Annotated in this window: 13 protein-coding genes and 1 pseudogene; 1 reads left to right on the forward strand and 13 read right to left on the reverse strand. The window is 69.7% G+C overall.

Features of this window, described 5'->3' with window-relative positions; translation table 11 throughout:
* Nucleotides 1-31: 31 nt before the first annotated feature.
* The 3 genes and pseudogenes from ACFYNL_RS33880 to ACFYNL_RS33890 form a co-directional block, all read right to left on the reverse strand.
* Nucleotides 32-691 (reverse strand): annotated as a pseudogene (locus ACFYNL_RS33880) (phosphatase PAP2 family protein); the annotation flags it as partial.
* Nucleotides 692-853: 162 nt separating this feature from the next.
* Entirely contained in the window at nt 854-1,279 is a 426-nt protein-coding gene (locus tag ACFYNL_RS33885; protein ID WP_388810408.1) for a hypothetical protein, read from the reverse strand.
* Nucleotides 1,280-1,420: 141 nt separating this feature from the next.
* Nucleotides 1,421-2,779 carry an MFS transporter gene (locus tag ACFYNL_RS33890; protein WP_388810411.1) on the reverse strand — a complete coding sequence of 453 codons (1,359 nt, stop codon included), beginning with the start codon at nt 2,777-2,779 and terminating at the stop codon, nt 1,421-1,423.
* Nucleotides 2,780-3,445: 666 nt separating this feature from the next.
* Here ACFYNL_RS33890 and ACFYNL_RS33895 point away from each other — a divergent pair.
* The gene (locus ACFYNL_RS33895; RefSeq protein ID WP_388810414.1) at nt 3,446-4,216 is read left to right on the forward strand and encodes a thioesterase II family protein; all 771 of its coding nucleotides are present in this window, start codon (nt 3,446-3,448) and stop codon (nt 4,214-4,216) included.
* Nucleotides 4,217-4,294: 78 nt separating this feature from the next.
* Here the strand turns inward: ACFYNL_RS33895 and ACFYNL_RS33900 are convergent, their stop codons facing one another.
* The 10 genes from ACFYNL_RS33900 to ACFYNL_RS33945 form a co-directional block, all read right to left on the reverse strand.
* Nucleotides 4,295-5,488 carry a cytochrome P450 gene (locus ACFYNL_RS33900; RefSeq protein ID WP_388810416.1) on the reverse strand — a complete coding sequence of 398 codons (1,194 nt, stop codon included), beginning with the start codon at nt 5,486-5,488 and terminating at the stop codon, nt 4,295-4,297.
* 68 nt (nt 5,489-5,556) lie between these two features.
* Complete coding sequence (gene dapF, locus ACFYNL_RS33905) at nt 5,557-6,393, reverse strand: diaminopimelate epimerase (protein WP_388810867.1); 837 nt, start codon at nt 6,391-6,393, stop codon at nt 5,557-5,559.
* Nucleotides 6,394-6,486: 93 nt separating this feature from the next.
* The gene (leuS, locus tag ACFYNL_RS33910; protein ID WP_388810419.1) at nt 6,487-8,952 is read right to left on the reverse strand and encodes a leucine--tRNA ligase; all 2,466 of its coding nucleotides are present in this window, start codon (nt 8,950-8,952) and stop codon (nt 6,487-6,489) included.
* A gap of 93 nt (nt 8,953-9,045) precedes the next feature.
* Entirely contained in the window at nt 9,046-11,073 is a 2,028-nt protein-coding gene (locus ACFYNL_RS33915) for a radical SAM protein (protein WP_388810422.1), read from the reverse strand.
* Nucleotides 11,063-11,740 (reverse strand): 2OG-Fe dioxygenase family protein, encoded by a 678-nt coding sequence (locus tag ACFYNL_RS33920; protein WP_388810425.1) that lies wholly within the window; start codon nt 11,738-11,740, stop codon nt 11,063-11,065. The genes ACFYNL_RS33915 and ACFYNL_RS33920 overlap by 11 nt, the downstream gene beginning before the upstream one ends.
* A 10-nt stretch (nt 11,741-11,750) precedes the next feature.
* Nucleotides 11,751-12,782 (reverse strand): iron-containing redox enzyme family protein, encoded by a 1,032-nt coding sequence (locus ACFYNL_RS33925; RefSeq protein WP_388810427.1) that lies wholly within the window; start codon nt 12,780-12,782, stop codon nt 11,751-11,753.
* 69 nt (nt 12,783-12,851) lie between these two features.
* Nucleotides 12,852-13,925: an ABC transporter substrate-binding protein gene (locus ACFYNL_RS33930; RefSeq protein WP_388810429.1), complete on the reverse strand. Its 1,074-nt coding sequence runs from the start codon at nt 13,923-13,925 to the stop codon at nt 12,852-12,854.
* A gap of 32 nt (nt 13,926-13,957) precedes the next feature.
* Nucleotides 13,958-14,704: an ABC transporter permease gene (locus ACFYNL_RS33935; protein WP_388810431.1), complete on the reverse strand. Its 747-nt coding sequence runs from the start codon at nt 14,702-14,704 to the stop codon at nt 13,958-13,960.
* Nucleotides 14,701-15,414: an ABC transporter permease gene (locus ACFYNL_RS33940; protein ID WP_388810434.1), complete on the reverse strand. Its 714-nt coding sequence runs from the start codon at nt 15,412-15,414 to the stop codon at nt 14,701-14,703. Before ACFYNL_RS33940 ends, ACFYNL_RS33935 begins: the two co-directional genes overlap by 4 nt.
* A gap of 32 nt (nt 15,415-15,446) precedes the next feature.
* Nucleotides 15,447-16,235, reverse strand: coding sequence for an ABC transporter ATP-binding protein (locus ACFYNL_RS33945; protein WP_388810435.1), 789 nt, complete (start codon nt 16,233-16,235; stop codon nt 15,447-15,449).
* Nucleotides 16,236-16,406: the final 171 nt, after the last annotated feature.

Here is a 16,406-nt window from a genome sequence, read left to right on the forward strand (position 1 = left end):
TCCGGTCGGCCGTCCGGTCGGCCGTCCGGTCGGCCGTCCGGTCGGCCGTCCGGTCGGCCGTCCGGTCGACCAGCCACGCGGTCACCGGTACCACCGCCAGTGCGGTGCACCAGCCGCCCAGGACGTCGGTCGGGTAGTGCGCACCCAGGGCGACCTGCGCCCACCCCATGGCGCCGCCGGCGACCAGTGCCGCGGTGAGCACCACCAGCGTGCCGGCCGTCCTGCCGAGGCCGGCCCGGCCGGCCGCGAGCAGCGCCACCACGACGGCGAGCGCGGTGAGGAAGGCGGTGTGCCCGCTCGGGTAGGACAGGTTGCCGTCGCCGTGGATGGTGCGCCCCACCAAGGGCTTGAGCACCTTCGTCGTCGCCACGGCCAGGCCGGCACCGGCGACGGCGAGGACCGCCGCGCGCGGGTGCCGAAGCCGCAGGCAGCCGGTCACGGTGACCACGACCAGCGTCGCCGCTCCCACCGGCTCCCCCAGGAAGTCGACGGCCAGGGCGAGGTACCGCCACGGCGGCCCCGCACTGTCCGCGGTCGGCCGGACGATCCACCTGTCCACCCGGGCGGGCTCGCTGTGGCCGGCGTACAGCACGCCGAACACGACGACCGCCAGCGCGCCGACGGCCGCGATCAGCCCGAGCCATACGCGCAGCGGCGGGTGCAGCACCGGGGAGGCCGGCCGGCGGGCCACGCCGCCTGACACGTGCGCCACCCCCCGCACACCGTCGCGGACCATCCGGCGGATGCGACACACCTCCGCTCCCCCCCCACAGGTCGGACACGCTCGTTCGCAGGCTCCGTGATGCGCCGCGCTCTGCTCATGATGAGCCATGGAGAGCGCTGCCATGGCCCTTCAGCTCGTGTCGGTGCCCCTGGCTCTGACGGTGATCCGCGCGTAGTCGTACCCGCCGGGCTCGGGCGAGGGGTTGTACGTGACCGTGAACGTTCGCCGTACGTCGCCGAAGCGGTCGGAGTACGTCACCTCGGCCGGGCCGGTGCGCTGCGGCTCGGCGTCGACGCCGTACGTACGGAGGAAGTCCTCGACGCCGGAGTCCTGGCTGTCGCCCACCTCGTACCGGAGCACGGCGGTGCCGTCCTCCGTCACCTCGGCGTGGGTCGGTATGTAGTAGCGCCCCGCGGGTCGATGCTGCTCATGGTGCATCCCCGCCTTGCGCTCCACCGCCTCCTGCGGGCCGTCACCGGCCGGCGTGAGCAGCGTGACGGCCGCCCAGGCGAGCGCACCGAGCGCCCACGCCGCGCACAGGGCCAGGAACCACACCGGCCACCTGCGCCGGCGCGGCCTCGTGGGGCCCGTACGCCCGGACCCCGGGCTCCCGGCCACCTCGCGACGATCGGCGGTTCGCGGGGCCACCGCGCCGAGTGGCCTGTCGCCCCGCGAGCCGTTCCCCATGTGAGCTCCTCAGGCCGTGCCGGTCCGTCGGCCCGCCATGGCGATGACCAGCGCTCCGAGCGCACAGCCGACACCGGCTGCGAGATAGGCGAGATGGTAGCCGGTGAGCTGGTCGTCGCCGGTCGCCGCGATCAGCACCATGACCGCCACCCCGATACTGGCGCCGATCTGCTGTGCCACCACGTTCACCGCCCCGGCGACCGCGTGCCGTTCGGGCTCGACGCCGGTGAGCGCGGCGGACGTCATCGCGGGGAAGTTCAGTCCCTGACCGATACCGCTGATCACCATGCCGGGCAGCACATGCAACAGATAGTCGCCGTCGGGCGGTGTACTCATCCACAGCGCTGTTCCGCCACCGATCAGGACGAGCCCGACGGTCATCAGCATGCGCGGCGTGTACTTGGTGAGCAGGCGCCCGGTGACGAAGTTGGCGGTCAGGAACACGCCCGCCGACATCGGCACCAGCGCGAGACCGGACTCGAACGGGGAGTAGTCCAGCATCCCCTGCAGATACAGCGGCGCGAAGAACAGCATCCCGACCGAGGCCATGTACTGGAGGAACGCCGCGAGGCTCGCGGTGCGTACCGAGGTGACCCGGAAGAGGTCGAGAGGGAGCACCGGATCCGTGGTGCGGTGCTCGCGCACGACGAAGAGCAGCAGGAACACCACTGCCAGGCCGAGTGAGGACAAGGCCAATGTGCCGCCGGTGCTCGCGCCGACGACCAGCAGGGTGAGGCCGGCCGTGCCGGAGACCGCACCGGGCAGGTCCAACTGGCCGCCGCGCCCGACTCCGCCTGGCAGCCCGGCGCGTGTCGCGGCCAGCACGGCCATTCCCACCACGACCGAGAACCACAGCACCGACCGCCAGCCGAGGAACTGGGTCAGTACGCCGCCCAGCAGCACCCCGCCGCTGAAGCTCGCCGCTCCGACGGCCGCGTACACGCCGAGTGCCCTGTTGCGCGCCGGGCCGGGTTCGAACACCTCGGTCAGCAGGGCCAGTGCGGCCGGACCGGACAAGGCCGCACCGATGCCCTGGACCGCCCGCGCGCCGAGCAGCACCCCGATGTCGGGGGCGACGGCCCCGACCAACGCGGCCACCGTGAACAGGGCGATACCGAACTCGAACACGCGTCGTCGGCCGAGGACATCGGCCAGCCGGCCACCCACCAGCAGGAAGCCGGCGAACGTCACGGCGTAGGCGATCATGACCCACTGGAGCGTGGTGTCGTCCAGGTCGAACCGTGCTCCGACCGACGGCAGGGCGGCGTTGAGCACCCCGAGGCCACTGACATCCAGCGCCAGCGCCCCGGCCAGTACCACTAGTGCCAGTCCGGGCTTGTGTCGTGGCGTCACTTCGGTACTGGTCATGCGGGCACCCCGGGGAGATCGCCGTCGACCGGCCGACGCTCGCCGGGGCGTACCCGGGTGCCGCCGCGGGAGGACAGCGGGCCGGCCGTTCCACCGTCATGCTTCCGGCCGACCGACGCCCGAAGGAGGTGTCCTGCGAGCCATGATGGGGTGAACACCTCACCCTCTGCAGGCATATCGGGTAACGCGGGCACAAGAAGGTGTGGCGGGTATTCGGATAAGGCGGCGCCGGTATCCGCGAAATGGCCATGCCGTGTCGTGTTGTTTTCCAGGCGCTCATTGCCGGACGCCAGAGGGAGGGGAACAGACCGTGGGGGCTCGTGGTACATGATCTTCATACCGAGTACTCTTGCAGTGTCACTCGCCCGCTGTCCAGACCGCCCGAACTCAGTTGCGTCGAAGCGCGTTCTGCCTATTCTGAGCGGGAGTTGACGGACCGTCATGCTGCTGGCGCCAGGCATTCCCCACCCACATTCATTCCCTGTTCCTCGAATCGAGTCCGTGAAGTCCCGCGAGTTTTCGGACAGTCTGGCCGACGCGCAGCCTTTGACGGTCTTTCGGCATTCCGGACGACCCCGACCCATTCGTGAACGACCCCAAGACCGGCGGACGTCGACGTCCCGGACACGACCTCACCCCTGACACTCTGACAAGGAGAGCGATCGCATGCAGGCTGTCGACCCCGACCTGTGGATCCGCCGCTTTCACCCGGCGGGCCCGGCGCCCGCCCGACTCGTCTGCCTGCCGCACGCCGGTGGTGCGGCCAGCTACTACATGCCCGTGTCGAAGGCGCTGGCGCCAGGCGTCGAAGTGCTCGCGATCCAGTATCCGGGGCGGCAGGAACGCCTGGCGGAACGGCGCCGGGAGACGGTCGCCGAGCTGGCCGACGAGGTCACCGAGGTGATCCGACCGCTGACGGACCAGCCGCTGTATCTGTTCGGCCACAGTCTCGGCGCGACCGTGGGCTTCGAGGTGGCGCGGCGCCTGGAAGCGGCCGGCACCAAGATCGAGCACCTGTTCGTGTCGTCGCGGCGGGCCCCCGCCCTCAACCGCAATGAGCACCTCCACGAGCGCGGCGACCGCGAACTCGTCGCGCACATACGGTCGTTGGCCGGAACGGCGCCCGACGTCTTCGACGACCCCGAGATGACCGCGATGGTGCTCCCCGCGATCCGCAGTGACTACAAGGCCGCGGAGACCTACGTCTACGCGCCGGGGCCGAAACTGACCTGTCCGATCACGGCGTTGATCGGCGACGCGGACCCGATGGTGTCGGCCGAGGAAGCCACCGCCTGGCGGGAGTACACCGACGGCGCCTTCCAGTTGCGGATCTGGCCGGGCGGGCATTTCTACCTGGACACGCACGCCACGGACGTCATCGCGAGGATCTCGGCCGAGATGCCGGCCCGAACACGGCAGGGCCGGCCGGCCGGGTGAAGTCGCCCGGCACACTGCGACACCGCGAGGGCGAGCGCGCCGGCCGGGGCGGCGAGCCGGCGCGACGCGGACGCGGGGTCAGGCAGGTACCAACCGGACGGGCAGGGTGTCGAACTTGCGCATCGTCTGGCTCCGGGCCCGCACCGGTTCTCCGGCCGCTTCGAAACGGCGGACGCGCCCGGCGAGCGCGGTGAGGAACTCGACGGTCTCCAGGCGGGCCACAGGCGCTCCGAGACAGAGATGGACGGAGGCGCCGAGCGCCAGGTGCGCCTTGGCGTCAGCTCGGGTGACGTCGAACCGGTCGGGCCGGTCGAAGCGCCGCGGGTCCCGGTTCGCGGAGCCCAGCATGACGCAGACGTCGGCGTCGGCAGGAATGTGCACATCGCCGATGACCGCCGGGGCCACCGTACGCCGGTAGAAGGCACGGAAGGGCGAGTCCCAACGCATCAGCTCCTCCACCGCGTTGGGTATCAGCGCGGGATCGGACCGGACGCGGTCCCACTCCTCCGGGAACCGGCAGAAGGCGTGCACCGCGTTGCCCAGCAGGCTGCTGGAGGAGTCGATGCCCGCGAGCCAGATCGAGTCCAGCGTCATCAGCCGTTCGGGGCCGTCCGCCTCCAGCCCGCCATCGTGTCCGCCCGTCTCCATGAGGGCCCGGGCCATGCAGTGCGGGGGCAACGCCTCCATGCCCTCCGTGCTCAGCCATTCCAGGGACCGCGCCGCGAGTTCCGCGTGCCGCGGCTCCAGATCCGGCGCCGCGAGCTGACCGACCGCATCCGCCCACGCCGCGATCGTCTCGGCGCTCGGGGGGACGATTCCGGTGAGCAGCCGGATCGTCAGGTCGGGCAATGGCCGGGCCAGCGCGGCGACCGCGTCCACCTCCCCGGCGTCGACGGCCGCCGCCACGAGTTCCTCGGCCACGGCATGCACGCCCGGCCGGAGTTCCGCCATCTCCGCTCGTCTGAACCATCCCTGCACGGCCCGGCGAATCCGCGTGTGGTCGGGCGGATCCGTGTCGACGAGGGGGTAGCGGTAACCGTGGTCGGGCACCCGTGTGTAGCCCACGCCGAGCCCCGAGATGAACTCCCGGTAGTTCCGCAGGATGGCGGACGCCTCCTCGTAGCGGGGAACCAGCCAGAGATCCCGGTCGGGAAGGTATGTCGCGGGGCCCGCGTCGCGCAGGGACGCGTACACGGGGTGAGGGTCCCGCAGGACGTCAGGGTGAAAGGGGTCCAGGCCCCGGACGTGCGCAGGGACGGTCGGGCTGGTCATCCGGCTCCTTGAGGGCACGCAGACGGAAGAGAACGGGTTCTCGGCACACATGCATGAACGGAAGGAGGTCAGAGCCCTCCGGGCACCGCGACCTCGGCCAGGTCCTGCCGGAAGGCGTCGCTGAAAACGCCCTCCACGATCCTGCGTACGCCACCGCGGAGCGCGACGTCACCGGCGGCGCCGATGGTCACCTCAAGGCGGCCCCCCGGCATCCTGACGTCGATCTCGGAGTCCACGTGGCCGAGGCGGTGCGCGGCGAGGGCGGCGGCGCAGGCTCCCGCTCCGGAGGCCGGTGTGTATCCCGCCGCGCGCTCCCACACCTCGGCGGCGAGGGCGCAGCGGTCGAGGACGGTCACGAACTCCACGTTCACCCGGTCGGGGAAGCGGGGGTGACCGCCGATGAGCGGGCCCCACCGCTCGGCCAGGTCCCGCGTGGCCTGCGGCACCACGACCACGCAGTGCGGCGACCCCACGGTGACCAGGCTGACGTCGAAGGTGCGGTCGCCCACGGGCAGCGGCTGGACGGGCCGCACGGCCGCCGGGCCGAGCGACGCCTCGACCAGCCCGCGTGCGAGGTCCAGCACCCGGACCTCGACCGTGCCGGAGACCGTGCGCAGGCTGAACCGGTCCTGGCCGACGTGGCCGCGCTCGCGCAGGAAGTGGGCGAAGATCCGCAGCCCGTTCCCGCTGCCGGGACATTCGCTGCCGTCCGCGTTGAACACCCGCAGACCCGGTCGGCCCTCGGCGTCGAGCGGTCCGAACATCACCCCGTCGGCGCCCACTCCCCGGCGCCGGTCACTGACCCGCCGGGCCACCTCGCCGTCCGCCGCGAGCGAGGACCTGGTGGTGTCGATCACGACGTAGTCGTTTCCCAGAGCTTCGTACTTGAAGAACTCGGCAGTCATCTCCACCCGTTCACGCTGCGAGGTGCCCGGACAGGGGCGGCCGGGTCCGGCCGACGACCAGGTCGGACCGGACCGCGCCCAGCTCGGTGCCGGTCAGTCGACGAGCACGTTCACCAGCCTTCCGGGGACCACGATGACGCGCTTGACGGTGCGTCCCTTCGCGGCCTCCTGGACCACCGGCAGGTTCTTCGCCGCTTCCTCGATCTGCTCGACCGAGGCCTCGGCGGGCACGGTCAGCTCGGTGCGGCCCTTGGCGTTGACCTTGACCACGAGGGTCACGGTCTCGGTGCGCAGCAGTTCCTCGTCGGCGGTGGGCCAGGGGTCCTGCCACACGTACTTCCCGGTCAGCCGCCAGTAGACGTCGCTCGCGATGTGCGGGGCGAACGGCTGGAGCAGGGACGCGAGGGTGCTGACGGCCTCACGGGCCACGTCGGTCGACACACCGTCCTGCAGCGCGCGGCTGCACTCGTTGGACAGCGACATCAACGCGGCGATCGCCGTGTTGAAGGCGTAACGGCCGGACATGTCCTCGGTGACCTTGGTGATGGCCCAGGCCGTCTTGCGACGCAGCGCCAGGTCGCGCTCGGGGTCCGCGGCGGCCCCGATCACCTCGCCCTCGGCGGCCTCGATCGTCTCGGTGTACCGCCAGACCCGCTTGAAGAAGCGGTAGACGCCTTCGAGACCCTCGTCCGACCAGTCGCCGCCGGCCTCGGGCGGCGCCATGAAGAGGATGTACGCACGCGCGGTGTCCGCGCCGTACTTCTCCACGATGGTCCGCGGCGAGACCACATTGCCCTTGGACTTGGACATCTTGGCGCCGTCACGCGTGATCATGCCCTGCGTGAAGAGCGTGCCGAAAGGCTCCTGCACCGGCAGCAGGTCCAGGTCGGCGAGGGCCTTGCACAGGAAGCGGGAGTAGAGCAGGTGCAGGATGGCGTGCTCCACGCCGCCGATGTACTGGTTGACCGGCATCCACGCCTGGACCGCCTCCTGGCTCCACGGCGCCTGGTCGTTGCGGGCGTCGCAGTAGCGCAGGTAGTACCAGGAGGAGTCGACAAAGGTGTCCATGGTGTCGGTCTCCCGGCGCGCCGCACCGCCGCAGTCGGGGCACTGGGTGCGCACCCAGTCCTCCGCGGCGGCCAGCGGCGACTTGCCCTTGGGGGCGAAGTCCTCGATGTCCGGCAGTTCCACCGGGAGTTGCTCCTCCGGCACCGGCACGATGCCGCAGCCGTCGCAGTAGACGACGGGGATCGGGCAGCCCCAGTAGCGCTGCCGTGACACCAGCCAGTCCCGCAGCTTGTAGCTGACGACCGACTCGCCCTGGCCGTTCTCGGCGAGGGCGGCGACGACCCGAGTCGCCGCCTCCTCGGTCGGCAGACCGTCGAAGGCGCCCGAGTTGACCGCCACTCCCCTGCCGGTGAACGGCAGCTCGGTCTCCTCGCCGTCGGGTCGGCCGATGACCGGGACGATGGGCAGGCCGAGCGCCTGGGCGAGGCCGAAGTCCCGCTCGTCGTGCGCGGGGACACCCATCACGGCACCGCTGCCGTACTCCATGAGCACATAGTCGGCGACGACCACGGGGATCTTCTCGCCGGTGAAGGGGTGCACCATGTGCACTCCGCTGAGGACACCGGTCTTCGGCCGCTGCTCGTTGCCCCGGTCGCTGTGGCCGGCGCGCCGGGCGGCGTTCACGTACTCCCGTACGGCGTCGGCCTGTGAGTCGGCGACGAACCGCTCCAGCTCCGGGTGTTCGGGCGACAGGGCGATGAAGCTGACACCGAAGACCGTGTCGGGGCGCGTGGTGAAGACCTTGATCTCACCTTCCGACTCGGCCTCCCGGAAGACGACTTCGGCACCGGCCGACCGTCCGATCCAGGTGCGCTGCATGGTCTTCACGTGCTCCGGCCAGTCCAGGCCGTCCAGGTCTCCCAGCAGCCGCTCCGCGTAGTCGGTGATGCGGAAGAACCACTGCTCCAGCTGCTTGAGTTCGACCGGCGTGCCACAGCGCTCGCAACCGCCGTCCACCACCTGCTCGTTGGCGAGCACCGTGGCGTCCGTCGGACACCAGTTGACCGCCGACTGCTTGCGGTAGGCGAGGCCCGCCTTCAGCAGCTGAACGAAGATCCACTGGGTCCAGCGGTAGTACGACGGCTCGTGCGTACTGACCTCGCGGGTCCAGTCGATCGACACGCCCCACTGCTTGAACTGCTCCCGGAACGAGGCGAGGGACGCCTCGGTCGAGACCCGGGGATGCTGGCCGGTACGGATGGCATGGTTCTCGGCCGGCAGGCCGAAGGCGTCGTAGCCCATGGGATGCAGGACGTAGTACCCCTGGCGCCGAAGAAAGTGCGCCACCGCGTCGCCCACGGAGTAATTCTTGAGATGACCGACATGCGGCTCTCCGCTGGTGTAAGGAAGCATCTCCAGCACATAGGCGGACTTACCGCCGGGTGCCGGGGAATTCGACACCTCCCAGGTCCGCTGCTCGTTCCACACGCCCTGCCAGTGGGCTTCGACGCGGCGCGGGTCGTACTGGTTTGGCGCAATCTTTTCGGTCATCGGTTTCCTTGGCTATGCAGCTCTCGACCGGCTAAATGAGCGGCAAGTGTACTGTACGGCTAACGTGCGGCAGTTCGGTCGCGGATACATCGCTCACACACCCGCTTTCGCTGCTTGCAGGGCGCGTGGCAGCCGGATGCTGCCGTGATAGATCGCCAGCAACATGGTGTCGGAGGGTGTTTCGGCGAGCGCCGAACTGTCGAGCTCCAACTCTTCGCCCACCGTGTTGCCTTCCGAGGAATCCGCAGGTGGCAGATGGCCTGCTGCGGCCAGCACGCGGCGCACCCCGTCCGGCAGCGGCACCGTGGTGCGCACCGCTTCCCCGCGCACGGCGCAGGCCAGGGAACGAGCGATCGCGATCTGGACGTCGACCATGGCGTCGAACTCCTCGCGGGGCACCATGGCCGGTTCCGGCAGCCCGGCGTACAGGTATTCCGCCGCTTCCTGTACCACCTGCGCCATGCCGCCGGTGTGCGCCAGCATGCGGACGATGGCTTGATAGTGCAGGTGCTCCGGGACGGAACCCGCGGTCACGAACCGGCCGATGAGCGCGGAGTCCAGCGCCGCGGGGTCGAGCAGCGACGCCCGGTGGTTCCGGGTGAGTTCGCGGACCTCCGGAATGCGGCATTCCTCGTGGAGATAGCGGACCAGACGGCTGTACAGGTCGACCACGCGCAGCCCGGCACGCGTGTGCAGGTGGTACAGGACGCTGCGCAGCAGACAGCCGTGGAACACCGCCCCGGCCAGCCGGATCTCCAGGCCGTGCTGCCACTCCTGCTGTGTCATCCGGCTGTGCTCGATGACGAATTCGGCTTCCATCTCGGGATTCGAGACCTGGTAGGGCAGCCGCTTGGTGACCAGGCCGTGCTCACCGCGGAACCGCTCGGTCGAGTACTCGGTGTTGTTGAGGAGCAGCAGCGGATACACCACGGGGTGTCCGCCGGCTTCGATCACCTCTTCCACACTGGCCAGATGAGAATCCAGGGACTCTCCGGGAAGACCCCAGATCAGTTCGGTGTAGGTGGGAATTCCCTGGTTCTGGAAGGATTCCTGCAGCGTCCGGTAGTAGGAGGTCTTGATGTTCGATCGTCTCGCTATCTCCAACACCTCCGGGGTGAACGACTGCGCCGACAGCGTCACCGCGGATATCAGCCGGTGCGAGTACAGGATCCGGGCCGCCTCCATGACACGCTTGTTGGTGTTCTTGGCCCAGTTCGTGTAGAGGAACATCCGCTTCTCGTGCCGCTGGAGCTCCTCGACCAGCCATTCCGCTATCTCCACGTCCCGCGGCAGAATTCCGAAGTTGGCGTCCGCGAGGAAGAGGGTCGCGTTCTCCGGGGCGTGGGCGACGACGTGGCTGATCTCCTTCTTGACGCGCTCCAGCGGAAAGGGCCTCACCTTGGACTTCGTGGCCCCGCCCCAGTAGCAGAACGCGCAGGAGTACGGACATCCGCGGTTCGTCTCCAGGATGATGGTGCGGGAGGCCGCGAGGTCCTCCTCCGCGTACACCCCGCTGAGCAACGGGGACGGGATGAGGCTGAGATCGCTGATGCGGTCCGCGGGAGCGGTGGTGATCACGCGGTCCCCTTCGCGGTAGCTGATGCCCCGCAGGTCCGCCAGGGGCCGGCCGGTTCCGGCCAGGGACGACAGCACCGCGGTGAAGGTCAGCTCGCCCTCGCCGTGTACCAGGACGTCGACCGCCGGTTCACGGAAGACGGACTCGGTCTGATAGCTGACATCGTTTCCGCCGAGCACGACCGTGCACCCCGGCCAGCGTCGCTTGACCTCCCGTGCGACGAGCATGACGCCGGCGCGGTTCCAGAAGTACACGCTGAGGGCGACCACGTCGGGCCGCTCCAGCCCCTCCACCCACTGAGGGAGGCGCCCCATGAGATCGGGGGACTGGAACAGGACGTGCTTGTGGAACCGGTAGGCGCCGGCCACCTGCGGATCTGCCTGTGCGGATGCCTGGAGGGAGCCCAGGATCAGGCTGTAGCGGACATCGGGCATCGCCGTGATCTCGATCAGATGGCACAGCCGCCGGCCTGGTGCCGATGCTCGGGGCGGGCGGGTCGCGGCCACCAGGGGCCGGCCGCCGAAGACGTCGTGTTCAGCCCTCACTGATGGCCCGCTCCTCGAAGTCGTCGCCGTACCACTTGTCGGCCCATGGCACCCAGGTGGCGATGAGCGTGTCCCGGTGGCCCTGCTCCTCGACCGGCTCGATCTGCGACACGTCGTGCCACATGTCCCGGTCGGCCAGCAGCGCGGCCTGACCGGCCCGCAGCGTGCCCCGGTAGAACGGCTCTCCCCCGCCGTGCGGCATGAGCGTCATCTCGCCGCCGGTGATGCCGTGCCGGCCGAAGACACCGATCAGCACGTAGTCCCGGCCGTCCGAGTGCGGTCCCTCAGGGACGATCGTGCCGGAGGTGTCCGGGCGGGTCACGATCCGGAACTGGTGGACGTTCACCTGCCAGTCCTGGCCGGTGTCGAGCGGGACGGCCATGGCGCCGGCCCGGATGTGCGGCGTGAAGTCCGCGACGATCGGCTCGTAGTGGCGACGGATGCCGCCGGCCACCGGGTTGAACTTGGAGAACGTCACATAGGGACGCAGCGGCAGCCGCTCGAACTCCCACTGCCCGTCCTGCCGGTACATGCGGAACTGGGCGAAGCGGCGGTAGCGGTTGTCCCCCATGTACTCGTCGAACTTCAGGTCGTCGAAGGACTCCAGGAGCTCCGGGGTGGCTTCCGGTAGGTCGATGATGTCGAATCCCAGCTCGTTCAGCGCCATGGTCGGCTCCTCAGTTCGGGCGTTCGGTGGCGGTGCGCAGGTGCGCCAGCACGGCGTCCAGGTACCGCAGCGACGAGTTCAGGCGGATGAGGGCTCCGGTCGCGATCTCCCTGCCGCTGCGCGGGTCGTCGCGGATCAGCGGCTTGACGACGTTCTTGAACCAACCGGAGGCGTGCTGCGCGTCGATGCCGATGTGCAGTTCGTGGTACCGGACGCCGTCCTCGGGCAGGCCCGCCCGGCGCCAGCCGTCGACGAAGTCCCGGAACCGTATGGGGACCATGTACTCCGTCACACCCATGAAGCCGACGGCCTTCAGATAGTGCCGGCGCGACAGGGCGAGGCAGGCGGAGAGGTTGCCGGAGATCCTGGTCTCCAGCAACTGGTTCTTGGCGATGTACGCGTCGTCCGCGCCCACCGTGCGCAGCGCCCGCGCGAACATGGCCGTGTGGACGTCGGCCGGGTCGCCGTTGCCCATCTCGTCCCAGTAGTTCGCCGCGAGCTCCAGCTTCTGCTGCCCGGACACACCGAGCTGCATCAGGGCGAGGATGTCGTCGAACCGGGGGTCGAGGTTCGACTCCTGGGCCAGGAAGAACCGGAACTCCTCGACGCCGGCCTCGTTCCTCAGGTACTCCCGGTACAGCGGATGCCGTCGGCTGCCGTGGTCCCCGATGCGCGCCTTCAGCCAGGTCACGTAGGCGTCCGGGTCCTCGGGGTACGAGGACACCTCGTCGTCGGTGATGTCGGCGAGTTCGCGTTCCAGCACGGCCTTCTCCAGGACGGCGGCGATGTCCCGGTGGATCGGCTGGGTCTCCTTGTCGGCGCGGTCCACGCCGGGCGGTCCGAAATCGTCGTCGTATATCCGGGCCAGGATGTCGTGCAGGTTCCACAGGGCGAGCTCGTCGCCCTGTCCGTACGCCGTGTCGACCAGTTCGCGGCAGGCGAGGACGACCTCCTTGCGGAAGTCCAGGTCGGTGTTGAGTGCGTGCCAGTCGTCTCTGTCCTCCGCCCTCGTCAGTGAGGACAGCAGGGATGTGTGGGACATGTTCACGCGATCGCGTCTCCCTGGGATGGCTCGCGGAGCATGGGGCCATGCGTCCGCGGACATGACTTGTCAGACGGCGGACTTTCCCTTGAACACCGCGTCCAGGACTGTCTGATCGACGATCTCGGAGGCATCGGGGAGGCGTTGGACGCCCGATGCGCGCAACGCCTCGTACATCTTTCCGCCGAGCAGTTCGGTGTCGATGCGGAACAGTCCGCTGGACTCGGTCAGCGCGCTGCGGGTGAGCGGGGTCTGCAGCTCGTTCTCGCGGATCTGCTGCTTGAGGTCGAGCCCCAGGTCGACGCCGTACTTCTCGACGGCCAGCCGGGCGGCGATCTCGGGGTCCCGGGCGTTGTCCTGCCACCCGCGGACGGAGGCGCGAAGGAATCCCTCCACTGCCTTTCGGTGCTTGTCCAGGAACGAGTTCCCGGTGAAGACCAGGCAGGCGTAGCCGGGTATGCCGAGGTCACTGGTGGTGACGGACACGTAGTCCGTCCCCTCCTTCATCCCGTACTTCTGCTCCAGGGTGATGGGCTGGCTGGTGACGAAGCAGGTGTACACCGCCCCCTTCTTCTCGACGAGCGGCGCGGGATCGAAGCCGACCGGGACGAAGGTGTAGTCCTTGGGCAGCCCCGCCACCTTGAGCGCGGCGTCGATCGTGGGCTGGGTGCCCTGCTGGCCGAGGATCTTCTTTCCGACGAGGTCGGCCGGTGTCCGCACCGGGTCGGAGGCGAGCGAGAGCATGCCGCCGGGTCCGGTCTGGAACTGGGTACCGACGAGCTTGAAGTCGTTGCCCTTGGCTATGGCCTGGACGACGGTCTGCAGGTTGGGGTGGATTCCGATGTGGGCGTTGCCGGTCGCGACCGACTGCGTCGGGTCGGGCGCGTTGGGGCCGCCCGCCTGGAACTCGACCGTCAGGCCCTCGTCGGCGTAGTAGCCGCGGTCCGCCGCGATCCAGTATCCGGCGAACTCGACGTTCTTGATCCAGCCCAGCGCGACCTTGATGGTCTGTCCGCCGCCGGAGTCCGCCTCCCCGGTGCCGCAGCCGGCCAGCAGACCGGTGAGGGCGAGCCCTGCCGCGCCGGAGGCGCGCAGTAGTTGACGGCGGGTCGGAGCGGGTCGTGTGAGGTCAGGCATGCCCATGAAGCGATAACTCCCCGTTGGTTGTGGCGACTTCAGTGGAAGCGACCGGCCGTGGCGCGTTCCAGTCGTTGGGCCAGCACCGAGAAGGCGACCGACAAGGCGATGGCCACGAGCGCGGTGCCCCAGGCGCGGGCGGTGTCCATGTAGGTGACGGAGGTGGCGAACAGCCGGCCCAGGCCGTGCTGTCCGAGGAGGTACTCGGCCAGCATGGCCGCGAGCACGGCGCTCGGCGCGGTCGTCCGCAGGGCGACGAGCAGGGCGCCCACGGCGTGCGGCGCGTGCAGCAGCCGCAACCGCTTCAGCGGTCCGGCGCCCAGCACGGTGAAGAGGTCCGCGGTGGCCCGGGGCACGCTGTGCAGCGCCGAGTTGATGAGGACGAAGGCAGGGAAGAAGGAGACGACCACCGTCACCACGAGCGCGGCGCTCTGACCGTACCCCACCAGATGTCCGATGACCGGGATCAGGGCGACGACCGGTACCGACCGCATGACCAGGGCGGCGGGTGTCACGACACCCGTGACCAGGCGCGAGGCCCATACGGCGAGAGCCAGCAAGGCGCCCAGCGCCATGCCCAGAACCAGCCCGGCCACGCTCATCAGGACGGTCCACAGCAGGTCGGGCAGGTATGCGGGGGCGTGCGTGAGGAGGTCCTGGAAGACGGCGGCCGGGCTCGGGGCCACGATGGCGTTGACAGAGCCGACATGGACCCACGTCCCCCACGCGGCCAATACTCCGAGAATCAGCCAGTAGCGGATCAGCCACCTCTTGACCAGGTTCACAGGAACCTCCCGCGCACCGCCGTGCGGCAGGCACCGACCACCGCATAGGCGACGAAGGACAGCAAGGTGGTGGCGAGACCGGCCGACCACAGCAGTTCGGTCTGCAGATTCTGCATGGCCCCGACGAGCAGCACGCCCAGCCCCCGGTCGGCGCCGAACCACTCTCCGATCACCGCCCCCAGCACCGCCGCGGGCGCCGCCTGGGCCAGTCCGTCGAGCGACAGTGGTACGGCGAAGGGAAGTCGCAGGTGCAGCAGCTGCCGGCGACGGCCGGCACCGAGGGTCGTGAGCAGGTCGCGGTGGACCTTGGGCGCGGCGGCGAGCCCCGCGGTGGCCGCCACGAACACGGCGAAGCAGGATGCCAGGGCCGCGACGACGGTTGCCGTGCCCTCCCTGCCGACGGTCGAGACGAAGAGCGGACCGAGCGCGATCAGGGGCAGGGCGTTGATCACGGTGACCAGACGGTCAAGTCCCGGCTGCAGGAGTGGCAGCAGCACGCCCAGCACCGCCAGGACCAGGGCCGCGAGGGCCCCCGCCACCAGTCCGCTCAGCGCGGAGGCGGCCGTGGCGGACAGGGAGCGCAGCAGCAGGTCCCGGATCTGCGGCTGGTCCGCGTAGTCGACGACGGCGGTCAGCGCGGGCCAGCCGGCGCCGGCCCACCGGCCGCGCCCGATCACTTCCCAGGCGGCGATCAGTACAAACGTTCCCATGGTGCCGAGCGCGAGGGTCCGTACTCCGCTTCTCATGCGGTCCCGTCCCGGTCCAGCTGTTCCAGCAACCGCAGTGCCACGTCCTGCACTTCGGAGGCGTGGCCGGCCGCGGCGCGCTTCTCACGGGGCACGTCGATCGTCTCCACGTGGCGCACCCGGCCCGGCCGGGCACTGAGGACGACGACCCGGTCGGCGAGCAGCACCGCCTCGTTCACGTCATGGGTGACCAGGAGGGTGCTGATCCGCCGCTCCGCCCAGATGCGGGCGAGTTCCAGGTTCATCCGCCGCCGGGTGACGGCGTCCAGGGCGCCGAAGGGCTCGTCGAGCAGCAGCACGTCGGGGTCCATGACCAGGGCGCGGGCGATGGCGGCGCGCTGCTTCATCCCGCCGGACAGCTGGCTGGGCCGGGCGTCCGCGAAGCCGCCCAGTCCGACCAGGTCGATCAGTCGGCCGACCTTCTCCCGGTCGACCGGCCGCCCGGCGATACGGAAGGGGAGGGCCACGTTGTCCCGCACGGAGGACCAGGGCAGCAGCGCGTGCTCCTGGAACGCCACCCCGAGTCTGCGCTCGGCGAGGAAGGCCGCGGGCGGGCCACCGCCGACCAGAACGCTTCCCGAAGTCGGCTCCTCCAGGCCGGCGATGAGCCGCACCACGGTGGACTTGCCGCAGCCGGACTGGCCGATGAGCGCGACGAACTCGCCGGGTGCGACGGTCAGATCGATGTCCGCCAGAGCCTGCACCGCACGCCCCCGGGCCAGCGTGTAGTCCTTGGACACCTGACTCAGGACGATCGCGGGCGCGACGTCGGGCCCGGTTATCACCCCCGATAAGGATGGCGATGGGATGGCAGGCTTGCGCACAAAGGTCTCCAGAAGGTTTTGAGCCAGGTCTCGGAAACATCCGGCCGATTCGCCGGAACTGCACAAACATTTTGATCAAGCGGAGCGAATCCTCCGCGATACGGTGCCGCAGGCAGGGGCGGACCACTTTCG

This window comes from Streptomyces sp. NPDC007808, from assembly GCF_042868655.1.
Lineage (GTDB): Bacteria > Actinomycetota > Actinomycetes > Streptomycetales > Streptomycetaceae > Streptomyces.

Bases quoted from the DNA above. Each gene is read 5' to 3' on its own strand.
- ACFYNL_RS33900 (WP_388810416.1), bottom strand. From the start codon at position 5,488: ATGACCAGCCCGACCGTCCCTGCGCACGTCCGGGGCCTGGACCCCTTT.
- ACFYNL_RS33890 (WP_388810411.1), bottom strand. From the start codon at position 2,779: ATGACCAGTACCGAAGTGACGCCACGACACAAGCCCGGACTGGCACTA.
- ACFYNL_RS33895 (WP_388810414.1), top strand. From the start codon at position 3,446: ATGCAGGCTGTCGACCCCGACCTGTGGATCCGCCGCTTTCACCCGGCG.
- ACFYNL_RS33930 (WP_388810429.1), bottom strand. From the start codon at position 13,925: ATGGGCATGCCTGACCTCACACGACCCGCTCCGACCCGCCGTCAACTA.
- dapF (WP_388810867.1), bottom strand. From the start codon at position 6,393: ATGACTGCCGAGTTCTTCAAGTACGAAGCTCTGGGAAACGACTACGTC.
- leuS (WP_388810419.1), bottom strand. From the start codon at position 8,952: ATGACCGAAAAGATTGCGCCAAACCAGTACGACCCGCGCCGCGTCGAA.
- ACFYNL_RS33920 (WP_388810425.1), bottom strand. From the start codon at position 11,740: ATGGCGCTGAACGAGCTGGGATTCGACATCATCGACCTACCGGAAGCC.
- ACFYNL_RS33925 (WP_388810427.1), bottom strand. From the start codon at position 12,782: ATGTCCCACACATCCCTGCTGTCCTCACTGACGAGGGCGGAGGACAGA.
- ACFYNL_RS33940 (WP_388810434.1), bottom strand. From the start codon at position 15,414: ATGGGAACGTTTGTACTGATCGCCGCCTGGGAAGTGATCGGGCGCGGC.